The organism is Rhodococcus sp. 06-470-2 (assembly GCF_002258235.1).
Lineage (GTDB): Bacteria > Actinomycetota > Actinomycetes > Mycobacteriales > Mycobacteriaceae > Rhodococcoides.
In genome coordinates this window covers 274,281-299,981 of the sequence record NZ_NOYB01000032.1, presented here as the reverse complement: position 1 = coordinate 299,981, position 25,701 = coordinate 274,281, and the positions used below count along the sequence as shown (strand labels likewise).

The window sequence follows — 25,701 nt, the reverse complement described above, 5'->3', positions numbered from 1 at the left end:
TGTCCGATTCGGCAGCGTCGAGGTTAGGGGCGGCTGACCCAGGGCACCTCGACGTTCGACGGTACTGTCGGCGTCACGACGCTGGGCGGAGCAGCAGGGCACGGTCACTCCGTAGACTGAAATTTCCATTGTGTTTTCCGGCCGAAGGGAGCGATCTCGTTGGGTGTCCTAGCTCGAATTCAGACGCCCGAGGACTTGCGCGACCTCGGCAGTGCGGAGCTGGCCGAACTGGCTCGCGAGATCCGCGCGTTTCTCGTCGAGAAGGTGTCCGCTACCGGCGGCCACCTCGGTCCCAATCTCGGTGTCGTGGAACTGACGTTGGCGATTCATCGCATCTTCGACTCCCCGAACGATCCGGTCATCTTCGACACCGGTCATCAGGCGTACGTGCACAAGATGCTGACCGGACGCACGGGTCTGTTCGACACGCTCCGTAAGCAGGGCGGCCTGTCCGGCTACCCGTCACGGGTCGAGAGCGAGCACGACTGGGTGGAGTCCTCGCACGCGTCGGCCTCGCTCTCCTATGCCGACGGCCTGGCCAAAGCCTTCGCGCTCAAGGGCGAAACCGACCGGCACGTCGTCGCTGTCGTCGGTGACGGCGCGCTCACCGGCGGAATGTGTTGGGAGGCGCTCAACAACATCGCCGCAGGCCGCGATCGATCCCTGGTTATCGTCGTCAACGACAACGGTCGCTCGTACGCCCCGACCATCGGGGGATTGGCCGATCATCTGGCGGCCCTTCGCCTTCAGCCCGGGTACGAGAAGGTGCTGGACAACGGTCGCCGCATCGTTCGTCGCATTCCGATCGTCGGTCCCACTGCCTACGCCATGTTGCACGGTATGAAGGCCGGGGTGAAGGACGCCATCAGCCCGCAGGTCATGTTCACCGATCTCGGCATCAAGTACCTGGGTCCGGTCGACGGTCACGACCAGCATGCAATGGAATCCGCGCTGCGCCGAGCCAAGGCATACGGCGGTCCGGTCATCGTCCACGCGGTGACGCGCAAAGGTATGGGCTACGTTCACGCCGAGAACGACGTCGCAGATCAGATGCACGCCACCGGGATCATCGATCCGTTGACGGGGCTGGCGCGGTCCAAGTCGGCTCCGGACTGGACCTCGGTGTTCTCTGCGGCACTGATCGAGCAGGGCGAGCAGAACGAGGACGTCGTAGCGATCACCGCAGCGATGGCCGCGCCCACCGGTCTCGCCGCGTTCGGGGTTCGCTTCCCCGATCGGTTGTTCGACGTCGGGATCGCCGAGCAGCACGCGATGACGTCGGCGGCCGGGCTCGCGCTGGGCGGAATGCATCCCGTGGTCGCCATCTACTCCACCTTCCTCAATCGCGCGTTCGATCAGTTGCTGATGGACGTGGCGTTGCTCGGACTGCCGGTCACGGTGGTGCTGGACCGTGCCGGTGTCACCGGGGCCGACGGTGCCAGCCACAACGGCATGTGGGACATGTCTCTGCTCGGCATCGTCCCCGGTATGAAGGTGGCGGCACCGCGAGATGCCGAGACCCTGCGAGAAGAACTGGCAGAGGCCATCGCAACGTCCGACGGACCCACTGCCCTGCGCTTCCCGAAGGGCGCGGTGACCGAAACCGTGCCCGCGACGCGCAGACTGGACGGAATCGTCGACGTGCTGACCGAGCCGTCCGGTGCCACGGGCGATGTGCTGATCGTGGCCGTCGGAGTGTTCGGGCAGATGGCCATGGATGCAGCCGAGAAGCTGCAGCACGACGGCATCTCCGCTGCCGTGGTCGACCCAAGGTGGGTGCTGCCGATCCCGCAGTCGCTGTTGAAGCTGGCCGAGGATTACCGGCTCGTGGTCACCCTCGAGGACAGTGGCCTGCACGGTGGCATCGGTTCGACACTGTCTGCGGCTCTGCGTGGCGCAGGCGTCGATACCCCGTGCCGCGATCTCGGTGTGCCACAACGATTCCTGGACCACGCATCGCGCGATCAGCTGCACCACGAACTCGGCCTCACCTGCGAGGACGTCGTGCAGCGCGTGTCGCACTGGGTCAAGAGCCTCTGACGACGGTCTCTCGCCGGACGTCGACGCCGTAGAACGCGCGTCGTCCGGCCACCGCGCCCGCGACTGCTCTCGGAGCCGTCATCACGAGAAGGAACAGAACCGACGGTTCCCACCGTTGCGTCGCCCATTGCACGACGCAGCACACCGAAGGCCCGCGGGATGCCGGCACCGTAGCCGACAGTCCGAGCAATCGAACTCGGCAATGCACCGTCGCGTGCCGTTGCGGCCCGCAGGTTCGTCGGCGTCGTCTCCGGGCTTCGATGTTTTTCTTTGCGAATATGTGACCTGTGTGACTGGTGTGTCGTAGATGCCGAAACCGGGACGACTGGCATGTTTCGCTCATGACCCTCGTCTTCGACGGTAGAACCGGCGTCTCGGACAGCGAAATCGATCCGACTCCACGCAACGGTGACCCCGACTGGGCGGCCATGGAATCCGTGGATGGAACACCGGCACCGGATTCCCGGAACGACGGGACCGGGCGACGGCATTCGCGGTGGTTCGTGGCGATGACGGCGGTAATCGGTGTGGTGGCGTTCGCCGCACACGATCGTCTGCTGTCGTTCGACTCCTTGTACGGATTGTTCGGCAACGGTGTCGACGCGCTCGTCTACCGACACGGCGGTGCAACCGTGCTCAGTAGCGAAGAGCTGTACTCGTTCTCGCTGTTCGGCACACTGCCGTTCACGTATCCGCCGTTCGCTGCTGTGCTGTTCGCTCCGCTGGGGTTGCTGTCCGACACCGCGGCCGGATTGCTGGTGAACATATCCAATGTCGTATTGCTCTACGTCGTCGTCCATCTGAGTTGGCGACGACTCGGATACGAGAACTGCACACGGACCAGAGTGGTGAGTGCTGCTCTGGCACTGGGCTGCTCGTGGCTCGAGCCGGTGCGCATGTCGCTGTGGTTGGGTCAGATCAACCTGCTGTTGCTCGTGTTGGTGCTGTGGGATCTCGGCCGGCCCGAGGGCAGTCGGCTTCGGGGGGTCGGCGTCGGAATCGCGGCCGGTCTGAAGCTGACGCCCGGCCTCTTCATCGTCATGTCGATCGTGCAGCGGCAGTGGCGAGCGGCATGGACGGCGGCCGGCACCGGTCTGGTCACGGTGGTGATCGGGTTCGTGGTCGTGTCCTCCGACGCGTGGCGCTATTGGACCTCGGCGATCCTCGCCTCGGACCGAGTGGGGTCGACCACGTCTCCCGCGAATCAGTCGGTTCGGGGAATGGTGGCGCGGGCGTGGGGAACCGAGCACCCGCCGGTGATCGTGTGGTTGCCGGCCGCGGTGGTCGTCCTCGCTGCGGGGATGTGGGTGTCGTACCGAGCTCACCGTGCGGGTAGAACACTGCTGGCCATGACGGTGTGTGGTCTCACGGCCCCGATGGTCTCGCCGTTCTCCTGGGGCCACCATTGGGTGTGGTGTGTTCCGCTGCTGGTGATCGGACTCGACGCGTGTACGAGTTCGCGAACGAGCGGGCGCGGCCGCACGCTGCGTGTCCTCGGAGTGCTCGCCGCCACTGCACCTTTCGTGGCCTGGTATCGCACACAGGCCGATGTTGTGGTGATCGGCACGTTCATGCAGTCCGTATCGCCGATCGTCGACGCCGGACTACGGAACGCGTATTGCGTTGTCTACGTGATCGTTCTGGCGGTGGTGGCCGTAGGACTGCGCAAGGACTCGACGGCCTGCTACGTCCCGGCCACACGTTCTTCGATCTGAACGCGATCGATCAGATGGGCCAGGGCGAAGGGATCGTGTGCGAACATTCGCTCCACACTTGCCTTGTCGGTGCCTTCGACGATCATCGTGGCACCGCTGTGATCGGCGAGTGGGCTCGACGATCGGAGGATCTTGCGGCGCTCGAGTTCGCGCAGCCACGCGCGGTGATCGGTTCGGTGATCGTCACGCCCGGAGGACGTTTCGGGGGTGTAGGTGTATTGGACGACGAACATCGGCATGTCAGATCTCCATGTCCTCGAGCTCCATTCCCTTGGTCTCCTTGATCTTGTACTTGACGAAGAAGAAAGACAGGATCGCGAAGAACGCGAAGAACGAGTAGATGAATCCGAGTCCGATGGTGTCGGACAACGGCGGAAATGCCAGTGTGATGGCGAAGTTGGCGATCCAGTTCGCGGCGGTACTGATACCGAGGGCGACGGCGCGCATTCGGTTGGGGAACATCTCGCCGAGCATCACCCACATGATCGGACCCCAGGTCGCGGCGAAGAAGACCACGAACAGGTTGGCTCCGACGAGAGCAACCGGGCCCCACGGCGACGGCAATTCGAGTTGGTCGCCGCTGCCCACGGCCTGAGTGAACGAGATGGCCGCCAGTACGAGACCGACGAACATCCCGATCGAGCCGATCATGAGCAGATTTCGTCGGCCGAATCGGTCGACGAACAAGATGGCGACGAATGTCATCGAGACATTGATGACCGAGGTGATCACCGAGGTGACGAACGACTGATTCTCGCTGAAACCGACGGACTTCCACAACGTTGTCGAGTAATAGAAGATCGCGTTGATTCCCACGAACTGCTGCAGAATCGCCATGGTGATGCCGACCCAGACGATCGGTTGCAGACCGAACTTCGGTCCACGGATATCGGCGAACGAGGACTTGGATTCCCGGCGCAGGGTCAACCGGATTTCCTTGACCCTCTCGTTCGGGTCCACTTCCCCGGTGATGTCTCCCAGAATGCGGGCCGCTTCTTCGTCGAGGTGCTTTCCGACGAGATATCTGGGCGACTCCGGAATCAGAGTGGCGAGAAAGCCGTAGACGAGGGCCGGTGCGACGCCGACCAAGAACATCCACCGCCAGGCTTCGAGTCCGAACCACAGGTCGTTCGACGGTCCGCCCGCGGCGTTCTGCAGCACCGCGTCCGACAGCAGCGCGGCGAAGATTCCGACGGTGATCGCCAGCTGTTGCAGCGAGGCCAAACCACCCCGGTAGCGGGCCGGGGCAATCTCCGAGATGTACGCGGGCGCGATCACCGAGGCGATACCGATACCAAGGCCGCCGAGTACACGCCAGAGCATGAGATCCGGGACGCTGAACGCGAACCCGGACCCCAGCGACGAGATGGTGAACAGCGCGGAACCGAGCAGCATCACCTTTTTCCGGCCCCAGGTGTCGGCGAGACGGCCGGCGAACCAGGCACCGACCGCACAACCGAGAAGTGCGATGGCGACGGCGAAGCCGGTGACGACCGACGACAGGGCGAAGTTCTCCTGAATGGAGTCCACTGCGCCGTTGACAACGGAGGAATCGAACCCGAACAAGAAGCCGCCGACAGCGGCGGCAACGGTGACTCCGATGACTTTGGCAGTGTGCCGATCGGTGGATTGCGTCATCACGTGACCCAGCTTTCGAGGTGAACCAGCGTCCTTGGTGGTCGATCGCCATCATCGTCCTCGCACCGACGCAATGGGAGCGAAATCGACACGGCATTCGCGGCGGGTGGAAAACGGCTCGCCGAAAACGGCGAATTGTCCGATATTCCACCGGTCGAGCTCGAAGTTGTGGACGAAAAAGGCCGGAATATCGTCCACAACTTCGAGTTCGGCGAGATGCGACTCAACGCGCCTGGGCGTCCGACCACTGATCGAAGGTCTGTAGACCGTGATCCGAATCCTGTGTGGTGACCAGCGTTCCGTCTCGCATCGCGCGGCCGTACGCGCCGGGAAGCGGCACCTCGAGCACCGGGCCGCGCGCACCGATTGCTCGTGCGTAGCGCCGCACCATCTTCGCCATGCGCTCTTCCCGTGGTCCACCGAGATCGGCGACTCGGCCTGCCGGTGGCCGCTCCGCCAGGTCGATCAGTCGCTCGGCGACCTCGCGGGCTGCGATCGGTTGCGAGACCATCCTCGGGACGACCGTCAGTGGACCGAACGAGGTCTGCGACCGGATCTGCGCGGCGAACTCGTGGAACTGAGTAGCTCGCAGGATCGTCCACGGTACGGCTCCAGCGCGAACGAGGCGCTCCTGCTCCACCTTTCCGGCGTAGTACGCGTACGGGGCCTTGTCTATCCCCACGATCGACAACGCCACGTGGTGCCGGACTCCGGCCGCGCCTTCCGCCGTCAGCAGATTACGGGTGACGGCAGCGAAGAACGCCGTCGATTCCTTCGCCGAGATCGTCTGCGTCGAGGCGACGTCGATCACCGCGTCGACGCCGGACAGGGCGTCGGGCAGTCCCGATCCGGAGACGAGATCCACACCGGCAGACCGCGACAGGACTACAACCTCCTGTCCGCGTTCCCGCGCAACCTCGACGACGTGCACTCCCACGGTTCCGGTTCCACCGGCTACGGCTAGCTTCATCGCGTTTCCACCTGATTCTCGAGTGATGATGCGGACCGCACTGCGCGGCCCTCCACTCTCTGACGACGCAGCCGAGGCGAATGTCTGTCGTGTGTGGCGACCCAGTGCCGGAGTTTGTCCGGATTGAGCACGATCCAGACGCTCGCGACCATGCAGTCGGCGGTGTCGAACCCGATGACGTCGAACCCGATGACGCCGAACACCGCGCCGTCGCGCCGCATCACGATGCCCGACAGGCCGTTGACGGGTTCTATCGACCAGTCGAGATCGATCGACTTGGCAGTGATGCCGCGAACGAAGCGAGCGACCCGATCGGATCCGAGGATGGCATTGCGGGCCGCGGATACATGGCCGCCGCCGTCGCTGACCAACGTGACGTCGGGTGCGAGCACCGAGATCAGGGATGCGATGTCCCCGCTTGCGGAGGCCGACGCGAAAGCCCGCACCACGCGGTCGTGTTCGATGGGGTCGGCAACGGAGCGGCGACGGGAATGGACGTGAGTTCGTGCAGCAGAGGCGAGTTGACGGCAGGCGGCCGGGGATCGATCGAGAACGGTCGCGATCTCGTCGAACGGAACGGCGAACGCGTCGTGCAGTACGAATGCGACTCGTTGCGCCGGACCGAGCGATTCGAGTACCACGAGAAGTGCCAGCGTCACCGATTCCTGCTGCGCAACTCGGTCGGCGGGGTCCGCGGCGGCACGAGTCTCGGAGTCGAGGCCGCAGACGGGTTCCGGCAGCCACTGCCCGACGTAGTTCTCGCGGCGAGCGCGAGCAGAGCCGAGCAGGTCGAGGCAGATGCGGCTCACGACGCGGGTCAGCCACGCCGCTGGAACGTCGATGGCGTCACGTTCGACGTCGGTGAGCCGGTACCAGCGAACGAGAGCCTCGGATGCGGCGTCCTCGGCGTCGCTGTAGGAGCCCAGCATTCGGTAGGCGATCCCGATCAGCCGACCGCGTTCGTTGTTCATCGGATCGCACCATAGCGCGAGCGGACGATACCGAGTTCGAGGTTACGGACGAAAAAACGCGAAAATCCGTCCGTAACCTCGAACTCGGCGGGCCGTACTAGACGCTGGCGACACCCGGCGCGAGGAAGCGCCGACCGGTCGCTGCCTCGGAGGCACCGCTGCGGTCCAGGTACGGGGTGATGCCGCCGTTCCAGAAGCCGAAGCCGCCGCCGAGCAGCAGGCAGAGATCGATGTCCTCGGCTGCAGCTACGACTCCCTCGTCGAGCATGATGCGGATTTCGTCGGCGAATGCCCGACGGGTCCGGTCGAGAACCTGCTCGGCAGTCGAGGGTGAATCGCCCTGCGGCCACAGCGCGGCGACCTCGGGATCGACGACCTGGCCCTCGGGTCCGTAGGTCCACACACCAGGCTTCTTCGCCTCGACGAGAGCGCGGAATCCCGGCGAGTCCTTGAACCTCTCCGGGTATGCCTCGGCGAGGGTCTCCGCGGTGTGCAGTGCCACGGCCGGGCCGACGAGAGCCAGCAGGGTCAGCGGACTCATCGGCATGCCGAGTTCGCCCACTGCGCCGTCGGCGACATCGAACGGGGTGCCCTCGTCGATGGCGCTGATGATCTCGTTGGACGCACGTGTGACGAGACGATTGAAGACGAATCCGGGGAGATCCGCAGACAACACGGCCGACTTCTTGAGGGTCTTGGCCGTCGCGAATGCCGTTGCCAGGGTGGCGTCGTCGGTCTTCTCACCCTTGACGACCTCGAGCAGTGGCAGGACCGCAACGGGGTTGAAGAAGTGGAAGCCCACGACGCGCTCGGGGTGCTTCAGGTCTGCAGCCATCTTGGTGATCGACAGCGAGGACGTGTTGGTAGCAAGGATCGTTTCGGCAGAGACGAACTCCTCGACCTCGGCGAACACCTTCTTCTTCACGTCGAGGTTCTCGAACACGGCCTCGATGACGAAATCGGTGTTCGCGAACGCCGACTTGTCGATGGAGCCGGACACCAACGCCTTCAACCGATTCGCGGCATCGGGGGACAGACGCTTCTTGCCGAGCAGCTTGTCGATCTCCCCGTGGACGTACCCGACACCCTTGTCGATGCGCTCCTGATCGATGTCGGTGAGGATCACCGGCACCTTCAGCTGGCGCACGAACAGCAGGGCGAGCTGGCTGGCCATCAGGCCGGCACCGACGATGCCGACGCCGGAGATCTTGCGCGCCAACGACTTGTCGGGTGCACCGGCCGGACGCTTCGCGCGCTTCTGCACCAGATCGAAGGCGTACAGCCCGGCGCGGAGCTCGTCCTTGACCAGCAACGTCGACAGCGCCTCGTCCTCGGCCGCGAAGGCCTTGTCGAGCGAGGCCGAGTCGGTGATGTCGGTGCTCTTGGCGAGCTCGAGCAGATCGACTGCGGCGACGGGGCCCGGTGCGAAATTACCGGTCTTGCCGGCCACGATGCCCCTGGCACGGGCGATGGCGTCGTCCCAGGCCTGTCCGCGGTCGATCTCGGGACGGTCGGGAACGATCTCGCCCTTGACGACCTGAGCAGCCCACGCGAGGGACTGTTCGAGGAAGTCGGCTCCGCCGAAGAGGGCGTCGGCGATGCCGAGATCGAGTGCCTGCTGCGGCTTGAGGACGCGGTTCTGGTTGAGAGCGTTCTCGATGACGACGGTGACGGCGTTCGAGGCTCCGATGATGTTGGGCAACAACTGGGTTCCGCCCCATCCCGGGACCAGGCCGAGGAAGGCCTCGGGCAGGCCGAGGGCAGCGGCGTTCTCTGCGACGGTGCGGTAGTGCGAGTGCAGTCCCACTTCGAGGCCGCCGCCGAGTGCAGCACCGTTGATGAAGGCGAACGTCGGAATCGTCGACTCGCGCAGGCGACGGAACACCTTGTGCCCGAGCTGCCCGATCTGCAGCGCCTCGTCCTTGGTCTCGATGTTCGGCACACCGTTGAGGTCGGCACCGACGGCGAAGATGAACGGCTTGCCGGTGACGGCGATGGCCACCGGGTTCGCTGCGAACGCCTCGTCGAGTGCGGCGTCGAACTTGGCCAGACCGCCGGGACCGAAGGTCGACGGCTTGGTGTGATCGAAGCCGTTGTCGAGCGTGACGAGGGCGATGGAGCCCTCGAGCCCCGGTACGGAGACGATCTTGGTGAACGCGTTCGTGACTACCTCGTCGGTGAACGCTGTGGTGATATCACTCATTTGGCTGCTCCCGAGTAATCAGCGTGGTTGGGGTTCTCCCAGATGACGGTGCCGCCCATGCCGAGACCGATGCACATGGTCGTCAGGCCGTAGCGCACGTCGGGCTGCTGAGCGAACTGGCGGCTCAGCTGCGTCATCAGGCGAACGCCCGAGGAGGCGAGGGGGTGGCCGCACGCGATGGCACCGCCCCACTGGTTGACGCGGGGGTCGTCGTCGGCGATTCCGTAGTGCTCGAGGAAGGCGAGAACCTGGATGGCGAAGGCCTCGTTGATCTCGAACAGGCCGATGTCGTCGATGCTCAATCCGGTTCGGCCGAGCAGTTTTTCGGTCGCGGGGACCGGTCCGATACCCATGACGGCCGGGTCGACGCCGGCGAAGCTGAAGCCGACCATCCGCATTCCGATGTTCAGGCCGAGCTCGTGCGCGGTGTCCTCACCGGCCAGAATCGCGGCGGTTGCGCCGTCGTTGAGTCCAGCGGCGTTGCCTGCGGTGACGCGGCCTGCGGGCCGGAACGGCGTCTTGAGCTTGGCGAGGTCTTCGATGGTGGTGCCGGGGCGAGGCGGCTCGTCCTCGGTGGCCAGGCCCCAGCCTGCGGCCGACTTGGTGGCGACGGGCACGAGGGTGTCGGCGATGTAGCCGGCCTTCTTGGCGGCGTCGTACTTGTTCTGGCTGGCGACGGCGTACGCGTCGGTGCGGTCCTTGGTGATGCTCGGGAACCGGTCGTGCAGGTTCTCGGCGGTGTTGCCCATGACCAGTGCGCTGGGATCGACGAGCTTGTCGGCGAGGAAGCGCGGGTTGGGGTCGACGCCTTCGCCCATCGGGTGGCGGCCCATGTGCTCGACGCCACCGGCGATGACGACGTCGTACTGGCCGAAGCCGATGCCCGATCCGGTGGTGGTCACCGAGGTCATCGCGCCTGCGCACATGCGGTCGATGGCGAAGCCGGGGACGCTGCGGGGGAGTCCGGCGAGCAGTGCGGACGTACGTCCGATGGTCAGGCCCTGGTCACCGGTCTGCGTGGTCGCGGCGATCGCGACCTCGTCGATCCGTTCGGGAGGGAGGTTGGGGTTCTTGCGAAGCAGTTCGCGGATTGCCTTGACGACGAGGTCGTCTGCGCGAGTGTCGGCGTACATGCCCTTGGGGCCTGCCTTGCCGAACGGGGTACGGATGCCGTCGACGAAGACGACATTCCTCTGTGAGCTGGTGGACGCGGGTACAGACACGCTTTTCGATCCTCCCGACAGATGCGGACGACTCGCCCGGGTGCCCGGACGCGTCCACTACTGTAGCCGGTATTACCCGTCGGTAACTTGGGAAGGGTCCAGTGCCTTCGCCAGTACCGGCACCACCAGCGTCCGCTGCCAGGGTCGGGCCCCGCCGTCGGCCAGTCGGGCCTCGATCAGCTCGGCCGGGTCGACGTCGGAATCGACCGGATTCTGCCAATCCCACACCAGGCGGCGCAGCAGATCCGGCATCAACAAATTCTCGACCGGCACTGCAACCGATTCGCTGAGCTCGGTCATCGCGGCTCGTACGTCGGCGAGTCGCGCCGCTGCGTCGGGATCGCGGCGAGCCCACCGATTGACCGGAGGTGGCCCGTCGAACGAGGCTGCCATCGAGGGCAATTCGGAGGTCGGGAGCGCCCGCGCACGGGTCAGGGCCGAGGCCCACAATCGGGACGATCTGCGCTGACGGGGACCGCCGAAGACCGGCAGTTGCTCGAGCTCCCGCGAGGATTTCGGGTCCGCTGTTGCCGCCGCCACGATCGCCGAGTCGGGCAGTACCCGGCTCGGTGCCACATCACGCTTGGCTGCCAGTTCGTCTCGCGTGGTCCACAATTCGCGAACGGCAGCGAGGGTGCGGGGAGATTTGATCGCATGGATCCCCGACGTCCGACGCCATCTGTCGGTCTTGGGTTTGGGTGGCCCGAGCGTGAGGATGTGGGCGAATTCCTGCGCTGCCCAGTCCGTCTTGCCCTGCTGTTCGAGCTCCTCGGCCATCGCGTCGCGCAGTTCGAGAAGAACCTCGACGTCGAGCGCGGCATAGTTCAGCCAGGTGTCGGGCAGCGGCCGGGTGGACCAGTCGGCTGCCCCGTGGCCTTTCTGCAGGGCCAGTCCGAGGGTGCGTTCGACGATGGCACCGAGCCCCACGCGATCGAATCCGGCGAGGCGTCCTGCCAGTTCGGTGTCGTACAGCGTGGCAGGCACCAGGCCGAGTTCGCCGAGCCCGGGTAGGTCCTGATCGGCGGAGTGCAATACCCATTCGAGCGGGTTGATCACCTCGGCGAGCGGGGCGAGATCGCCGGTGACCGGGATCGGATCGAGCAGGACCGTGCCAGCGCCGCGGCGACGGAACTGCAGCAGGTAGGCGCGCTGGGAGTAGCGGAAGCCGGAGGCGCGTTCGGCGTCGACGGCGAGTGGGCCGTGACCTGCTGCGAGCAGAGCGGCAGCGGCGCGCACGGCGTCCGGCGTGTCGACCACGTCGGGTACGCCGTCAGCCGGGGCCAGTAGCGGAACGGCGACAGGCGCGTTCGCCTCGTCGTCCGGCGTGGTCTCGGGAGAACTCTCGGCTGACATGAGATGTGACTCTAGGCCCTGCGGGTTCGAGAACCGCCCACTATGTCCGGCTGGAACTGCGCTGGCCGAGGGTGGTGATGCCCGCAGGCGGCAAACCGGCCGCGTAGGCGAGCACCTCGCAGAACGCCTCGACGTGCGTCGAGAGGTCCTCGGACGTGGCCGTCCACGAGGCGCGCAGTTCGAGCTGGTGGGCCTTGGGTGGACCGGCGATGTCGCCGTAGCGCACCGAGCTGGTCGAAGTGACCGTGCCGCCGAGTGCGTTGAGCGGCTCCGACCGTGACTCCAGCGCGTCGACCAGCCAACTCCATCCGACCTCGGGGAGCAGGGGATCGTCGGCGAGGGACTCGTCGACGTCCGCCTGGATGTATGCGACCAGTCGAAGGGTGCCGTTCCATGCCTCGGCACCGTCGGGGTCGTACAGCAGAATGAGGCGGCCGAAGGCGTCGCCGTCGCTCTGTTCGTCGACCTGTTCGGAATCGGGATGCTTGACCTCGGCACCGATCGCGTAGCTGTAGGGGGCGAGACGCTGCGGCGGCCGGATCGGACCGATTTCGATCGCCGGGTGTACCTGAGCCCGATGCATCGCGTCGATGGCGGCGCGGAACGGCGCAGGTTCGGCGGTGGAATGGGGTTCGGTCACGTCACCGGACGTTAGACGCGTCACGTTGCCCCGAGGCGGAGGCGCGCCGAGCCGTGATGCAACCGAAGTGGGTGTGTCGCCCTTGGTGGCGGGAGCTTTCCCGACGCGTGGCAGCATGGAACCCGATGAACGCCGAACCGCACGCCACAGCCCCAGCCCGCCGGGAACTCCCGGACGCACCGTTCCTGGCCGCGATCGCGGGTCGAACTCCCTCGCGTCGGCCGGTGTGGTTCATGCGACAGGCCGGTAGGTCGCTGCCCGAGTACCGCAAGATTCGTGCAGGCATCGGCATGTTGGATTCGTGCTTCCGGCCCGATCTCGTGGCCGAGATCACTCTTCAACCCGTTCGCCGTCATGACGTGGACGCGGCAATCCTGTTCTCGGACATCGTCGTTCCGCTCAAGGCCGCCGGTATCGATCTCGACATCGTCGCAGGCACCGGACCGGTCGTGGCGCAGCCGGTGCGGTCGGCTGCCGACGTCGCGGCTCTGCCGGTCCTGACCGTCGATCAGGTGGAGCCGGTGGCCGACGCGGTGCGGATCCTCACCCGCGAGCTCGCCGGTACGCCGCTCATCGGTTTCGCGGGTGCACCGTTCACCCTCGCGTCGTATCTGGTCGAAGGCGGCCCGAGTCGCAACCACGAGAAGACCAAAGCGCTCATGCGGTCCGATCCGGCGACCTGGCACGCCCTGCTCGACGCATTGGCCACCACGACGATCACCTTCCTGCAGGCTCAGTTGGCCGCAGGCGTCGACGCCGTGCAGGTGTTCGACTCCTGGGCGGGTGCGCTGTCCCTCGCCGACTACCGCGAGTACGTCCTGCCGCACTCGCAGCGAGTGTTCGAGGCCGTGTCCTCGGCCGGTGTGCCGAAGATCCACTTCGGCGTCGGAACCGGAGAGTTGCTCGGGGCGATGGGTGAGGCAGGTGCCGATGTGGTCGGCGTCGACTGGCGGATTCCACTCGACGACGCCGTGCATCGTGTCGGCAACGGCAAAGCCTTGCAGGGCAATCTCGATCCAGCGGTGCTGTTCGCCGGTTGGGACGCCGTCGAGACCGAAGTTCGACGCATCGCCGCCGAGGGAGACCGCGCTGTCGCGGCCGGTGCGCGCGGACATGTGTTCAACCTCGGACACGGAGTGCTTCCCGATACCGATCCCGACATTCTTACGCGCGTGGTGTCGCTGGTGCATTCGTTGTGACGGTGCGGCGATATGCCGTCGTCGGCGGCGGAATCTCCGGCCTCGTCGCGGCGTATCGCCTTCGGCAGTCCTGCGGGCCGGATGCCGAGATCACTCTCGTCGAGTCCTCGTCTCGCATCGGCGGCACGCTGCGCACCACCGCGGTCGGCACGGACTCCCTCGACGTCGGTGCGGAGGCCTTCATCGGTCGACGTCCCGAGGTGCCGGCACTGCTCGCCGAGCTCGGTCTGTCGGATCAGCTGGTGTACCCGGCACCGGTGCGACCGCTCGTCTTCTCCGGCGGTCGAACACACCCGCTTCCGCCCGGCACCCTGATGGGCATCCCGTCGTCCGCCGATTCCGTTCGGGATCTGGTGGACCCCGAAGACCTGCACGTCATCGAGACCGAAACCGCCCGGCCCTTCGCCTGGACCGCGGGATCCGATGTCAGCGTGGCCGAACTCGTGGGCACCAGATTCGGCTCCCAGGTGGTCAGCCGTTCGGTCGATCCGCTGCTCGGCGGCGTGTACTCCGGTTCGTCGAGCTCCATCGGCGTCCGCGCGGCACTGCCTACGTTGGCTGCGGCATTGGACGGCGGAGCGGCGAACCTCACCGAGGCAGTGCAGGCAGCACTGCCCACCCCGTCGCCGGGGCCGGTGTTCGGCGGACTGCGCGACGGCTATGCGGTGTTGCTCGATGCCCTCGTCGCTGCGACCGATGCCAGGACGGTCTTCGGAGCAGGCGTCGGCGAGATCCGCCGCGGGTCCGACGGATGGTTCGTCGACGGAGTCGGATCCGTCGACGGAGTGGTGCTCGCGGTCCCTGCCCCAGTTCTCGGTCGGCTCATCGCCGAGGTGGCACCCGCGGCGTCGCAGGCCGCGCGGGAGATCGAACTCGCATCCTCGGTCGTCGTCGCGCTCGCGTTCCCCAAGACCACGGAGCTACCCCAGAATTCGGGAATCCTGGTGGCCACGGACGCGGGCCTGGACGTCAAGGCATTCACCCTGTCGAGCCGCAAGTGGCCACACCTCGGTGAGCGTGACGCGGTACTGCTGCGGGCCTCGCTCGGCCGATTCGGTGACACCACGGCGTCGGACCGATCCGATGCGGAGTCGATAGAGACAGCCTCGAACGATCTGCGGACGGTAGCCGGAATCGATGTGAGGCCGCTCGCCGCGACCGTGCAGCGCTGGCCGGGGAGCCTGCCGCAGTACGCGCCGGGTCACCTCGATCGCGTCGCCGCCATCGAGGCCGGGGTCGCCGACCTACCCGGCCTCGAGGTCACCGGGGCCTGGCAGCGCGGCGTCGGGGTGCCGGCGTGTATTGCGTCCGCCACCACCGCTGCCGCTCGTCTGATCGAAGTGGCACGATAGGGCCATGGCACGCCTCGATTACTCAGCGCTCAACTCGACACTTCGCTACTTGATGTTCTCGGTCTACAAGGTCACGCCCGGCGTTCTGGGCGAGGATCGGGCCGCGGCCGCGAAGGAAGCGAAGGTGTTCTTCGAAGGTCGTGAGGACAAGGGTGTCGCGGTGCGCGGGGTCTACGACATCGCCGGCATGCGCGCCGACGCCGATTTCATGGTGTGGACCCACGCCGAGCGCATCGAGGACCTGCAGGCGACGTATTCCGATTTCCGTCGCACCACCGCGCTGGGCAAGGCGAGCACACCGGTGTGGAGCAACACCGCGCTGCACCGTCCGGCCGAATTCAACAAGAGCCACGTCCCGGCCTTCATCGCCGGTGAGGATCCGGGCGCGTACATCTGCGTCTACCCGTTCGTCCGCTCGATCGACTGGTACCTGCTGCCCGACGACGAGCGTCGCACGATGCTGGCCGACCACGGCAAGGCAGCACGCGACTACAAGGACGTTCGGGCGAACACCGTGCCGTCGTTCGCGCTCGGCGACTACGAGTGGATTCTGGCCTTCGAGGCTCCCGAGCTCGACCGCATCGTCGACCTGATGCGTGACCTGCGGGCCACCGAGGCGAGGCGTCACGTGCGCGAGGAGACTCCGTTCTTCACCGGCCCTCGGGTCGAGGTGGACGCGCTCGTCGAATCTCTGCCGTGACGACCACGGGCACACCCGCGATCGAAGCCGTCCTGTTCGACTTCTCGGGCACGCTGTTCAGGCTCGAGGAGGAGCCCTCGTGGTTCGACGGCGTCCACGACGCCGACGGCACTCCGGTCGACGGAGCGGGAGCTGCAGAGCTGATGCGGCGCATGACTGCTCCGGTCGGGGAGACGGTGGAGTTCGACGACGCCACCAGGCACGCCTGGCGAAACCGAGATCTCGACCCGGCGCTGCACCGACAGGCGTACCTGCACGTACTCGCACAGTCGGGGGTCAGCGACCCGCAGCAGGCCGAGTCGGTGTACGGACGCGTGATCGACGCAGATTCCTGGACGCCGTATCCGGACACCGAGGCGGTGCTGAAAAGGCTTGCGCACGAGTCGGTTCGGGTCGGAGTGTTGAGCAACATCGCCTTCGACATCCGTCCTGCGTTCGTCGATCGCGGTCTCGATCGGTACGTCGACGAATTCGTGCTCTCGTTCGAGGTGGGTCACGTCAAACCGCAGCCCGAGATCTTTCGGCACGCCGTCGCCGCTCTGGGCGTCGATCCGTCGCGGACGCTGATGGTCGGCGACAGCGACGAGGCCGACGGTGCCGCGCGGGAGATCGGATGCAACTTCGCGCTCGTGGATCCGGTGCCGACGGCGCAGCGGCCGGATGCACTGCTGGCAGCGTTGAGCGCGTTCGGAATTCGATGACCAGGGTGGTGGTTCGATGACCGCAGCGGCCGGCGCCCAGCACATGGGCCATTGGGGAATGTTTCGGGCCGAGTCGGACGGACGAGAAGTCACTGCGGTCCATCCCCAGGTGACCGACAGCAACCCTTCCCCGGTGTTGGGAAACCTCGTCGGGTCGGTGACCCATCGATCGCGCGTTACCTCACCCGCGGTACGCAGAGGCTGGCTCGAGCGCGGCCCGGGTCCGACCGACAAGCGTGGCAGCGATGAGTTCGTCGACGTCTCGTGGGACGAGTTGACCTACCTGCTGTCCAACGAATTGCGCAGAGTTGTCGGCACATACGGCAACAGCGCCATCTACGGCGGCTCGTACGGGTGGGCGAGTGCCGGACGCTTCCATCACGCGCAGAGCCAGGTGCATCGCTTCCTGAACTGCATCGGCGGTTACACGCGATCGGTTCACAGCTACTCACTCGGTGCGACCGGTGTCATCATGCCGCACGTTCTCGGCGCGCACTGGAAGATGTTCTCGCGCTCCACATCCTGGAACGTCATAGCCGAGCACACCGAATTGTTGGTGGCGTTCGGTGGAGTTCCGGTGAAGAACACCGGCATCAATCACGGCGGTACGTCCGATCATCCGACGGTCGACTCACTCGGCGCGATGCGGGCTCGCGGTGGGCAGATCGTCACCGTGAGTCCGCTACGCAACGACATGAGCGGCGACGCTCGATGGATCGCGCCGCGACCCGGTACCGACGTGGCGATGATGCTGGCACTCGCGTACGTGCTGGCCGACGAGAAGCTGCACGACACAGCGTTTCTGGAGAAGTACTGCGAGGGATACCCCGAGTTCGAGCGCTACCTGCTCGGCAGCACGGACGGCACACCCAAGACCCCGCAGTGGGCGTCGACGATCTGCGGCATCGAGGCCGCGGTGATCGCGGATCTGGCCCGGGAGATGGCGTCGAAACGCACGATGGTGACGGTCACCTGGTCGCTGCAACGGACGCGGCATGGCGAGCAGGCCCCGTGGATGGGCGTCACCTTGGCGTCGATGCTCGGTGGGATAGGCGTTCCGGGAGCAGGATTCGGGCACGGGTACGGGTCGATGAACGAGCCCGGTCTGGCCCCGGTGCCGTATCCGTTGCCGACTCTGCCGCAGGGGATCAATCCCGTTCCCGACCTCGTTCCGGTCGCCGCCGTCTCGGACATGCTGCTGAATCCGGGTTCCGAATTCGATTACGACGGTAAGCGATTGACCTATCCCGACATCAAGATCGTCTACTGGGCCGGCGGCAATCCGTTCCACCACCACCAAGACCTCGGGCGGCTGCGTCGCGCGCTCGGCAGAGCCGACACGGTCGTCGTACACGATCCGTACTGGACACCGATGGCCAAGCACGCCGACATCGTCGTCCCGTCGACCACGTCGTTGGAGCGATCGGACCTGAGCTGCACGCGCAACGATCCCTTGCTCGTCGCCATGTCACCCGCCGCCGAGCGCTTCGCCGAATCCCGCGACGATTACGACACGTTCGCCGAGCTGGCGACGAAACTCGGTGTGGGCGAGCAATTCACCGAGGGGCGTAGCTCGCAGCAGTGGCTCGAGCACATGTACGAGCAGTGGCGCGGGTATCTACGCGCCGACGGCGTCGACACTCCGGAATACGAAAACTTCCGGCGTGAAGGTTCGTTTCGGATGAAGACCGAGGACGATCTGACGTTCTTCGAGGATTTCCGACGCGATCCGGTGGGCAACGCGTTGCGCACCCCGAGCGGGAAAATCGAGATCTTCTCGGCGACGGTGGACGGCTTCGGCTACGACGACTGCCAGGGTCATCCGATGTGGTTCGAGCCGACCGAGTGGCTCGGCGGACCGAGGGCCGAGCAGTTTCCGTTGCACCTGATTGCGAATCAGCCGCGCACCAGGCTGCACAGTCAGCTCGATCACGGTGCGGTGAGCCGGAACTCGAAAATTCGGGGCCGCGAGCCGATACGCATGCACTCGTCGGCGGCCGGGGCCAGGGGAGTGTCGGACGGCGACGTGGTGCGGGTGTTCAACGACCGCGGTTCGTGCCTGGCCGGTGTGGTCGTCGACGACGCGCTGCTCGAGTCTGTCGTCCAGTTGTCCACCGGGGCCTGGTACGACCCCGAAGATCCGGCCGATCCCGATTCGATGTGCGTTCACGGGAGCGTGAACGTGCTCACCGCAGACGAGGGATCGTCGGCGCTCGCACGCGGCTGCACCGGCCAACACGTGTTGGTGGAGATCGAACGCTACGACGAGCCGTTGCCGCCGATCACAGCGTTCGATCCACCGGTTCGGTCCAGGGTCAGAACACGACCCGAGAGATGATCTCGGCGACGAGTGCAGGCTTGTCCTCGCCCTCGATCTGCAACGTTCCCGCCGTCACCATCTGCAGTGCTCCGCCGGATACCTCTTCGACCGAGACGAGGGTGGTCTGCAGACGCACGTGGGCTCCGACCTTCACCGGGTTGATGAAGCGAACCTTGTTGGAGCCGTAGTTGATTCCGAGCTTGGTGTTCTCGATGGTGTAGATCTGCCAGTTGAGCATCGACACCAGGGACAGGCTCAGAAATCCGTGGGCGATAGGTGCGCCGAAGGGGCTTTCCTTCTTCGCCCGCTCGACGTCGACGTGGATCCACTGATGATCGCCGGTGGCGTCGGCGAAGGTGTTCACCCGTTCCTGGGTGATCTGCAACCAATCGCTGGTGCCCAGGTCTTCGCCGACGGCCGCTTTGATCTGCTCTGGTGACGTGAAAGTGCGCATGCTCACAGTATGCACCGTCGGAGCAGGCGATCGAGTAGCGCGAACGATGTTCAGCTCTGTTCTCGGCCTGCTGAATTCAGGCGGTGTAGCGCGCAGCGAACGGAAATGCGGCGATCAGATCGTCTTGGATTTCCGTCAGATTCGGGATCGGTCGATATTCCTTCCGAAGTTGCGCGATTTTCTCGTGATCCCGCGCAAGGTCCGACGAATGCTGGAGTGCTTGTCGGTCGAAAGCGGAGTAGTAGTCGTCGAACTTGTATCCGTTGCCGCCTATGTCCTGGGTCAGCTTGATCCACGCGTTGGGGACGCCGTACGAATCCGCGACGATCAACCCGTGCAGACTCGTCGACATCACGAACTCACATGCAGTGATGTCCGCGATGACGTCGGCAGGCTTTCTGGACGGGTCGATCAACGTCACGTTCTTTTCTCGCGCAAGCGCGAGCACGACAGGATCCTTCTTGTGCACCTAGTGGTAAACGAGGCCGATTCGACCGGGTACGACTGGGGAGCGTGAATAGACCCTGTTCGCGAGAAGCCCTGGGTCCCCGACCGCGACCTTGCGCTCGGACTCGATGCGACTCAACGACAGATGCCCTCGCACAGCGTAGAAGTCGAAGTCGGGGTAGCTGAAGTTCCTTTCACGGGCAGTGTCGCCGAGCATGAATCCCGAACCCCAGACCTTCAGACCTTTCCGCGCCTGCATGAGCTGGACCATTTCGAGAGTGGAACCCGCCCCGATCATGTCGCTCCGCTTCGCACGACGCCAGGAGCATTTCTGTCCGAACAGTGATCTCACCAGTCCGGGCGTCAGTTCGTCGCCGAAATTGGGTCTGACGCCGGTCAGTTTCACCTGGCGCCACCAGAAAGTCTTGATCGACGTGGCCATGCCAGTAAAATTTACTCTATGTATTAAGCAAAACAAAAGTAAATTCAGGAATACCCCGGCTGCGCGTCGGCGCATCCGCCGTTCATGACTCGCAATTCGACACCGTGATCTCCGGTATTTTCCGGGCAGATCAGGATGCAGGCTTGAGTGTCAACGAAATCGAGTTGATGCAGTACCGCTGGTCGGTCGGCGTGGGGTAGCCCTCCCCTTCGAAGACGTGGCCGAGGTGGCTGTGGCAGGTGCGGCAGATGACCTCGACGCGACGCATCCCGAGCGAGGTGTCCTCCTTCAGGATGACGGCGTCGCTGTCGGCCGGGTCGAAGAACGACGGCCAGCCGCAGTGCGACTCGAACTTCTCGGTGCTGCGGAACAGTTCGGCACCGCAGGCGCGGCATTCGTAGATGCCCTCGGTGGTGGTGTCGGTGTATTCGCCGACTCCTGGGCGCTCGGTGCCTGCCTGCCGCAGCACCGCGTACTCCTCGGGGGTCAGCTTCTCGCGCCACTGTGCATCGGTGAGCTGGACGGCCGGGGCGGAATTGTTGTCGGTAGCTGAACTCATGCTCACACGCTAATACGTTTTGTCGGGCTATGCCGTTTTCGCTGGTGGCGCGCTCGGCAGTAGGTAGCTGGGTTCTATTCCGTCCTCCAACCGCCCTTCGCTGCGTGCGGCGAACCAGCGGGCGACGAGGACCCCGAAGATGACGACGATCAGCAGTGCCCAGCCGAAGGTGGTGCGCAGGTAGTCCAAGGCCCGGCCGGTTTCGATCCAGCGCCCCGAGAGCCATCGGTCGTAGTTCATGAACCCGTAGATCGCGAGCCAGGCGGGCCAGTTCCGCAGCACCGAATTCTTCAGTACGACGGTCATCAGCAGCGGGAACAGCATCATCGAGTAGTACATCTGGCCGAGCGAGCCCAGCAGCCAGTGCGCGGTGAGGATCAACCCCGATGTGGTGGCGAAGAAGAACAGACGGTCCTCGCGGCAGTATCGGTAGAGCAGCCACAGCGAGATCAGAACCATGATTCCCAGTACCGCTCGTATTCCGAGGGTGAGGAGTTCGGGGACACCGTAGTAGCGGCCGTTGCCGACGACCGCGCTGTTGAAGTAGTCGCGAGTCTGCAGCAGGTACGGCAGCGTCCGGTCGATGAAGTTCATCGGATCCACCGACAACGGCCAGGCGATGGCCATCATCACGACCGGAATGGCGATCGAGGTGATGAACACCTTCCATTGACGCGTCATCAGCGGGAGCAGGAGGAGCGGCGCGAGCATCGGCTTGATCGCCAGAGTCAAACCCATGGCGACGCCCGCCGACAGGTCCTTGCGCTGAAGGAGGAACCCGAGGAAGGCCACCTCGCCGAGCAGAACGAAGCCGTTGAAGTTGGTGAACACCAGCGTGTTGGTGACGGTTTCGCTGACGAAGGCAGCCAGCAGGAGAGCGGGGGCCGCGACCGAATCGAGCCGGAACCCGAAGATGCGCAACAGGATGTACAACGCCAGGAGAATGGCGATCGTGCTGGCGAGGATGAACAGCCAACGAGACCGCTCGGGGTCGATGACGGCGATGGGGGACAGCAGCATCGTCGCGCTCGGTTGGTACAGGTAGTGCGGATCTACGGAGTCGAAGTTCGCGGTGTAGACCGGCTGACGGTTGAGAAATGCCAGGGCAGCGCTGTACACCGGGTTGAAGTCGTTGGTGATGTCACCGTTGACCGCCTTGATCACCACGCGCTGGATGACGGTCATGATGGCGATCGGCCACAGGGCGTACTTGATTACCTCGGCGGTCGTCCGCCCCGAACGCGGCTCCAGAAAGCTAAGTGACACCCGGGAACGGTACCCGAGGCGGTGACCGTCCCGGCGAAGGACACCCCGCGACGGGTACCGACTCAGGCGGGGCAGACCGTGCCGTCGGTCGGAAGCGCGGTGTCGCGTGCGTAGTTCACCGCTGCGCTCTGCAGACACTGCGATCCGCCCAGGCTCGGATGCCCGCTGCCCTGCCATGCAGCCGAGGCGACGCCTGCACCGGTCGCACCGACCAACCCGGTGACCGAGGACAGTCCGCCGTTGCCGACGATCGGGTCGCCTGCGTTGGACAGGACCAATACCGGAACGTCCAGAGAGGTGGGCAGGGGAGTGGACGGAGCCGTCGGCCAGGACGAGCACAGCAACGCCGTCAGTGCAGCATCGGTGCCGTAGATCGGATAGCGGTCGGTCCACTGCGATGTCAGGTCGCGAACGCCCTGCGGTGATGGCCACTGCTGCCCGTCCGTGCACCGAGACACGAATTGCCCGTCGGTGCCGTAGGCGTTGCGGCCTCGCTCGGCGAGGGCGGACAACGCGGTGGTGTCGGACCCGGCAGCCGAGGACAGGGCGGCGGCGAGCCCGGTGGCCCGAGACGACGCGTCGCCTGCAGTCGAGGCGAGGGCGAAGGTGATGCCGTCGAGAATCTCGTGGGTGGACAGCGGCGAGAATTCGCCACCGGCGGCGCGTCGGAGCAGCTGCCCGACGGCGGCCGTCGGGTCGGGGCCGAGGGAGCAGTTCAGCGCGACGCATCGCTGCGCGAACGCACCGAACGCTGCTTCCTTGCCCTGTGTCCGCTGCTCTGCCAACGTGATCTGGTCGGCACCCACTCCGGCCGGTGAGTCCAGGATCAGGCGCGAGATGTTGGCCGGAAACTTCGCTGCGTAGGCCAACGCGGTGAGCGCGCCGTTGCCCGAGCCGATCAGGCCGATCTGTTCAACGCCCCAGAGTTGACGCAGACGGTCGAGATCGTCGGCGGCGTAAGTGGTTCCGAAGGCGAGCTCCTGCGGCTGCAACGTGTCGGTGCACTCGATCGTGGCGTCACGACCGGCGTCGACAGCGCGGTCGACGCTGTCGGCATCGGATCTGGTGAACTGCCCCAGCGCGTCGACGTCCGTTTTGGTCGTCGGGTCGATGCAGTCGACGGCGGTGGATCGGCCGATGCCGCGTCGATCCACCGCGACGATCGGATGGGCCTCGAGCAGCGTCGCGAGCGGGCCGGCGGCCATCGTGGCCAACGTGGCAATCGAGGACCGATCCGAACCGGACGTGAACACCAGCGGTCCCGCATCGGTGGGTGTTCGGTCGAGCCGAGCTCGCAGCGCGCCGACGGCGAAGGTGCCGAACATCTGCCCGCTGGCATCGACGTCGGCTTCGTACTCTGCGCATTCGAGTGTCAGCCCGGGGGTGGTGGAGGTGAGCCCGAAGGTGCCGAGTGTGGCTGTGGTGCAGTCGGTCCAGGCGAGATCGGTAGCGGGAACGGCAAGCGCGACCGGTTCCGGTGGCGCGTCCGCCGAGGTTTCTGCCGGTTGACCGGGGGATCGTTGTTCCACCGCGACGTCGGGTCGGAGCGACGGGCCGGCGCCGCAGGCCGCGCACATCGTAGCGAGGACGAGGACCGCGGCGAGCAACGTTCGTTTCTGCGTCACCGTGCGAGGCTATCGACTTTTCGATCGTTGCCGGGCGGCGCGCAGCTCATGGGCGACGAACCCAGCGCGTGAGCAGCGTTCCGTCCGCATCGCCCAGAACGTGTGCCCGGTGCATGGGCGTGTCGGACGCGACGCCTGCGTGGGCGATACGGCCCGCCTCTCCTGCGACCAACATCGGCGAGGTCGTCAGACACAATTCGTCCGCCGCCCCGTCGGAGACGAGTTGCCCGAACAGTCCCGGTCCGCCCTCGCACAGGATGCGGCGGAATCCGAGGTCGCTCAGCGTCGCAACGATGTCGCCGGTAGACACCGATTCGCCGGACACCCCGATCACCGTCGCACCCGCCGAACGAAGCGCGGCCACCGTCGAGCTGTCCGCCGCCGCGGAGGTCAGCACCACCGGCTGCACGTCGGCGTCGGTGACCAATCGAGAATCCGCATCGATGGAACCGGAGGCGGTCACCACCACGATCGTCGGAACCGGTTCGAGTCCACCGGCCACCCGCCGTGCCTTCGCTTCGGCGGACAGCGAAACGCCGCCGTAGTTCTCGGCGCGAGCGGTTCCGGCACCGACCAGTACGGCGTCGCAGAGTTCACGCAGAATGCCGAACAGTCGGGCGTCCGCGGGGGTTCCCAGGCCCGCCGACTTACCTTCAGCGGTGACCGATCCGTCGATGCTGGCGACGAAGTTCGTGCGGATCCACGGTCGGTCCAGTTGTGTGGGGTAGGAGTACAGGGCCCGGATGGCATCGTCGTCGAGGATCGAGCCGACGGCGGGCGCGGAGTCGGCTGCCTGCTCCGATGTGAAGTAGGTCCCAATATCGAGAAGCTGCATGAGAGAGATCAGACCACGTCGTTACGCTCGACAAATGCCCGCACGCCTTGTCGACCGAAATCCCGTGGTCCCCTCCGATCAGTTGATCGCGCAGATGGTCCCGCCGGCGATGTTCGACGACGTCAGTTTCTCCTCGTACATTCCCGACCCCAAGGAGCCGACGCAGGCTGCTGCGGTCGCGAAGGCCGAGGAGTTCGCGAACAAGGTGCAGAAGATCCGCGGCAAGGGCAAACGAGGTCTGTTCGGCAAGAAGACCCCGGCCATCGGTGCAGGCCTGTACCTCGACGGCGGCTTCGGTGTCGGCAAGACTCACTTGCTCGCCTCGATCTACCACAGCGTTCCCGAGCCCAAGGCGTTCGGCACGTTCGTCGAGCTGACGCACGTGGTCGGTGCTCTGGGCTTCAACAAGGCTCTCGAAGAACTCTCCAACCACAGCGTGCTGTGTATCGACGAGTTCGAGCTCGACGATCCCGGCGACACGATGTTGGTCTCTCGGTTGCTCTCCGAGCTCTCGCAGCGCGGAGTGTCCATCGTCGCGACCTCGAACACCTTGCCCGGGCAGCTCGGTGAGGGTCGCTTCGCCGCCGAGGACTTCATGCGGGAGATCAAGAAACTCGGCTCGATCTTCGAGTCCATCCGGGTCGACGGACCCGACTACCGCCATCGCGACCTGCCCCCGGCCCCCGAGCCCACGTCCGAGGCCGAGCTGGTGGACCGCGCCGATACCGTCGAGGGCGCAACTCTGGACGATTTCGACGAGCTGCTGGCGCATCTGAGCACGCTGCACCCCTCGCGCTACGGCAAGTTGCTCGACGGCATTCCTGCGGTGTTCCTGAAGAACGTGCACCCGGCATCGGATCAGGCCATCGCCCTGCGCCTGGTGGTCCTCGCCGATCGCCTGTACGACGCGGGTATCCCGGTGACGGCGTCGGGCGGCAAGCTCGACGAGATCTTCACCGAGGAGATGTTGGCCGGCGGCTACCGCAAGAAGTATCTGCGCGCCACGTCGCGGCTGCTCGCGTTGTCCCGGTTCGCCGCAGTCGGCTGA

The 25,701-nt window shown here is 65.5% G+C and carries 24 protein-coding genes; 8 read left to right on the top strand and 16 right to left on the bottom strand.

Annotation, left to right across the window (positions count from 1 at the left end):
- Positions 1 to 159 precede the first annotated feature (159 nt).
- A complete protein-coding gene (gene dxs / locus CH276_RS17000) occupies positions 160 to 2,040 on the top strand; it encodes a 1-deoxy-D-xylulose-5-phosphate synthase (protein ID WP_032397931.1) in 1,881 nt (626 codons plus the stop codon).
- On the opposite strand, the gene CH276_RS28245 is transcribed toward dxs, so the two are convergent.
- Positions 2,027 to 2,209, bottom strand: coding sequence for a hypothetical protein (locus CH276_RS28245; protein ID WP_141214742.1), 183 nt, complete (start codon positions 2,207 to 2,209; stop codon positions 2,027 to 2,029). The two genes, dxs and CH276_RS28245, sit on opposite strands and share 14 nt — an antisense overlap.
- A 172-nt stretch (positions 2,210 to 2,381) precedes the next feature.
- Between CH276_RS28245 and CH276_RS16995 the strand changes: the two genes are divergently transcribed.
- The gene (locus tag CH276_RS16995) at positions 2,382 to 3,755 is read left to right on the top strand and encodes a glycosyltransferase 87 family protein (RefSeq protein ID WP_094630065.1); all 1,374 of its coding nucleotides are present in this window, start codon (positions 2,382 to 2,384) and stop codon (positions 3,753 to 3,755) included.
- On the opposite strand, the gene CH276_RS16990 is transcribed toward CH276_RS16995, so the two are convergent.
- From CH276_RS16990 to CH276_RS16955, 8 genes are all read right to left on the bottom strand, one after another.
- Positions 3,725 to 3,994 (bottom strand): YciI family protein, encoded by a 270-nt coding sequence (locus CH276_RS16990; RefSeq protein ID WP_032397932.1) that lies wholly within the window; start codon positions 3,992 to 3,994, stop codon positions 3,725 to 3,727. The two genes, CH276_RS16995 and CH276_RS16990, sit on opposite strands and share 31 nt — an antisense overlap.
- Before the next feature lies 1 nt (position 3,995).
- Positions 3,996 to 5,393, bottom strand: coding sequence for a sugar porter family MFS transporter (locus CH276_RS16985; RefSeq protein ID WP_094630064.1), 1,398 nt, complete (start codon positions 5,391 to 5,393; stop codon positions 3,996 to 3,998).
- 223 nt (positions 5,394 to 5,616) lie between these two features.
- A complete protein-coding gene (locus CH276_RS16980; RefSeq protein ID WP_094630063.1) occupies positions 5,617 to 6,363 on the bottom strand; it encodes an SDR family oxidoreductase in 747 nt (248 codons plus the stop codon).
- Positions 6,360 to 7,334: an RNA polymerase sigma factor SigJ gene (sigJ, locus tag CH276_RS16975; RefSeq protein ID WP_094630062.1), complete on the bottom strand. Its 975-nt coding sequence runs from the start codon at positions 7,332 to 7,334 to the stop codon at positions 6,360 to 6,362. The genes CH276_RS16980 and sigJ overlap by 4 nt, the downstream gene beginning before the upstream one ends.
- A gap of 97 nt (positions 7,335 to 7,431) precedes the next feature.
- On the bottom strand, positions 7,432 to 9,537 hold the full coding sequence (locus tag CH276_RS16970) for a 3-hydroxyacyl-CoA dehydrogenase NAD-binding domain-containing protein (RefSeq protein WP_032397935.1): 2,106 nt from the start codon (positions 9,535 to 9,537) through the stop codon (positions 7,432 to 7,434).
- Positions 9,534 to 10,760 (bottom strand): thiolase family protein, encoded by a 1,227-nt coding sequence (locus CH276_RS16965; RefSeq protein ID WP_045195380.1) that lies wholly within the window; start codon positions 10,758 to 10,760, stop codon positions 9,534 to 9,536. Before CH276_RS16965 ends, CH276_RS16970 begins: the two co-directional genes overlap by 4 nt.
- 72 nt (positions 10,761 to 10,832) lie before the next feature.
- Complete coding sequence (locus tag CH276_RS16960; RefSeq protein WP_094630061.1) at positions 10,833 to 12,113, bottom strand: HRDC domain-containing protein; 1,281 nt, start codon at positions 12,111 to 12,113, stop codon at positions 10,833 to 10,835.
- 40 nt (positions 12,114 to 12,153) lie between these two features.
- The gene (locus tag CH276_RS16955) at positions 12,154 to 12,753 is read right to left on the bottom strand and encodes a DUF3000 domain-containing protein (protein ID WP_032397938.1); all 600 of its coding nucleotides are present in this window, start codon (positions 12,751 to 12,753) and stop codon (positions 12,154 to 12,156) included.
- A gap of 125 nt (positions 12,754 to 12,878) precedes the next feature.
- On the opposite strand from CH276_RS16955, the gene hemE reads away from it, so the two are divergent.
- The 5 genes from hemE to CH276_RS16930 are packed head-to-tail and all read left to right on the top strand — an operon-like array spanning position 12,879 to position 19,043.
- The gene (gene hemE / locus CH276_RS16950; protein ID WP_045195375.1) at positions 12,879 to 13,952 is read left to right on the top strand and encodes a uroporphyrinogen decarboxylase; all 1,074 of its coding nucleotides are present in this window, start codon (positions 12,879 to 12,881) and stop codon (positions 13,950 to 13,952) included.
- Positions 13,949 to 15,304 carry a protoporphyrinogen oxidase gene (locus CH276_RS16945; RefSeq protein WP_094630060.1) on the top strand — a complete coding sequence of 452 codons (1,356 nt, stop codon included), beginning with the start codon at positions 13,949 to 13,951 and terminating at the stop codon, positions 15,302 to 15,304. Before hemE ends, CH276_RS16945 begins: the two co-directional genes overlap by 4 nt.
- A gap of 4 nt (positions 15,305 to 15,308) precedes the next feature.
- Positions 15,309 to 16,004 carry a hydrogen peroxide-dependent heme synthase gene (hemQ, locus tag CH276_RS16940; protein ID WP_032397941.1) on the top strand — a complete coding sequence of 232 codons (696 nt, stop codon included), beginning with the start codon at positions 15,309 to 15,311 and terminating at the stop codon, positions 16,002 to 16,004.
- Positions 16,001 to 16,705: an HAD family hydrolase gene (locus CH276_RS16935; RefSeq protein ID WP_032397942.1), complete on the top strand. Its 705-nt coding sequence runs from the start codon at positions 16,001 to 16,003 to the stop codon at positions 16,703 to 16,705. The genes hemQ and CH276_RS16935 overlap by 4 nt, the downstream gene beginning before the upstream one ends.
- A 16-nt stretch (positions 16,706 to 16,721) precedes the next feature.
- Entirely contained in the window at positions 16,722 to 19,043 is a 2,322-nt protein-coding gene (locus tag CH276_RS16930; protein ID WP_176459287.1) for a molybdopterin-dependent oxidoreductase, read from the top strand.
- Here the strand turns inward: CH276_RS16930 and CH276_RS16925 are convergent.
- The 7 genes from CH276_RS16925 to CH276_RS16895 form a co-directional block, all read right to left on the bottom strand.
- Positions 19,021 to 19,479: a MaoC family dehydratase gene (locus CH276_RS16925; protein ID WP_045195371.1), complete on the bottom strand. Its 459-nt coding sequence runs from the start codon at positions 19,477 to 19,479 to the stop codon at positions 19,021 to 19,023. The genes CH276_RS16930 and CH276_RS16925 overlap by 23 nt on opposite strands.
- 76 nt (positions 19,480 to 19,555) lie before the next feature.
- Complete coding sequence (locus tag CH276_RS16920) at positions 19,556 to 19,927, bottom strand: polysaccharide pyruvyl transferase family protein (protein WP_176459286.1); 372 nt, start codon at positions 19,925 to 19,927, stop codon at positions 19,556 to 19,558.
- 21 nt (positions 19,928 to 19,948) lie between these two features.
- A complete protein-coding gene (locus CH276_RS16915; protein ID WP_094630058.1) occupies positions 19,949 to 20,368 on the bottom strand; it encodes a hypothetical protein in 420 nt (139 codons plus the stop codon).
- A gap of 130 nt (positions 20,369 to 20,498) precedes the next feature.
- Positions 20,499 to 20,927 (bottom strand): peptide-methionine (R)-S-oxide reductase MsrB, encoded by a 429-nt coding sequence (msrB, locus tag CH276_RS16910; protein ID WP_032397944.1) that lies wholly within the window; start codon positions 20,925 to 20,927, stop codon positions 20,499 to 20,501.
- A gap of 27 nt (positions 20,928 to 20,954) precedes the next feature.
- The gene (locus CH276_RS16905; RefSeq protein WP_032397945.1) at positions 20,955 to 22,193 is read right to left on the bottom strand and encodes a glycosyltransferase family 87 protein; all 1,239 of its coding nucleotides are present in this window, start codon (positions 22,191 to 22,193) and stop codon (positions 20,955 to 20,957) included.
- Positions 22,194 to 22,255: 62 nt separating this feature from the next.
- Positions 22,256 to 23,818, bottom strand: a complete 1,563-nt coding sequence (locus CH276_RS16900) for an alpha/beta fold hydrolase (RefSeq protein WP_094630057.1) — start codon at positions 23,816 to 23,818, stop codon at positions 22,256 to 22,258.
- 46 nt (positions 23,819 to 23,864) lie between these two features.
- Positions 23,865 to 24,653, bottom strand: coding sequence for a pyrimidine reductase family protein (locus tag CH276_RS16895; RefSeq protein WP_094630056.1), 789 nt, complete (start codon positions 24,651 to 24,653; stop codon positions 23,865 to 23,867).
- Positions 24,654 to 24,687: 34 nt separating this feature from the next.
- Here CH276_RS16895 and zapE point away from each other — a divergent pair, with 34 nt between their 5' ends.
- Positions 24,688 to 25,701 carry a cell division protein ZapE gene (gene zapE / locus CH276_RS16890; protein ID WP_094630055.1) on the top strand — a complete coding sequence of 338 codons (1,014 nt, stop codon included), beginning with the start codon at positions 24,688 to 24,690 and terminating at the stop codon, positions 25,699 to 25,701.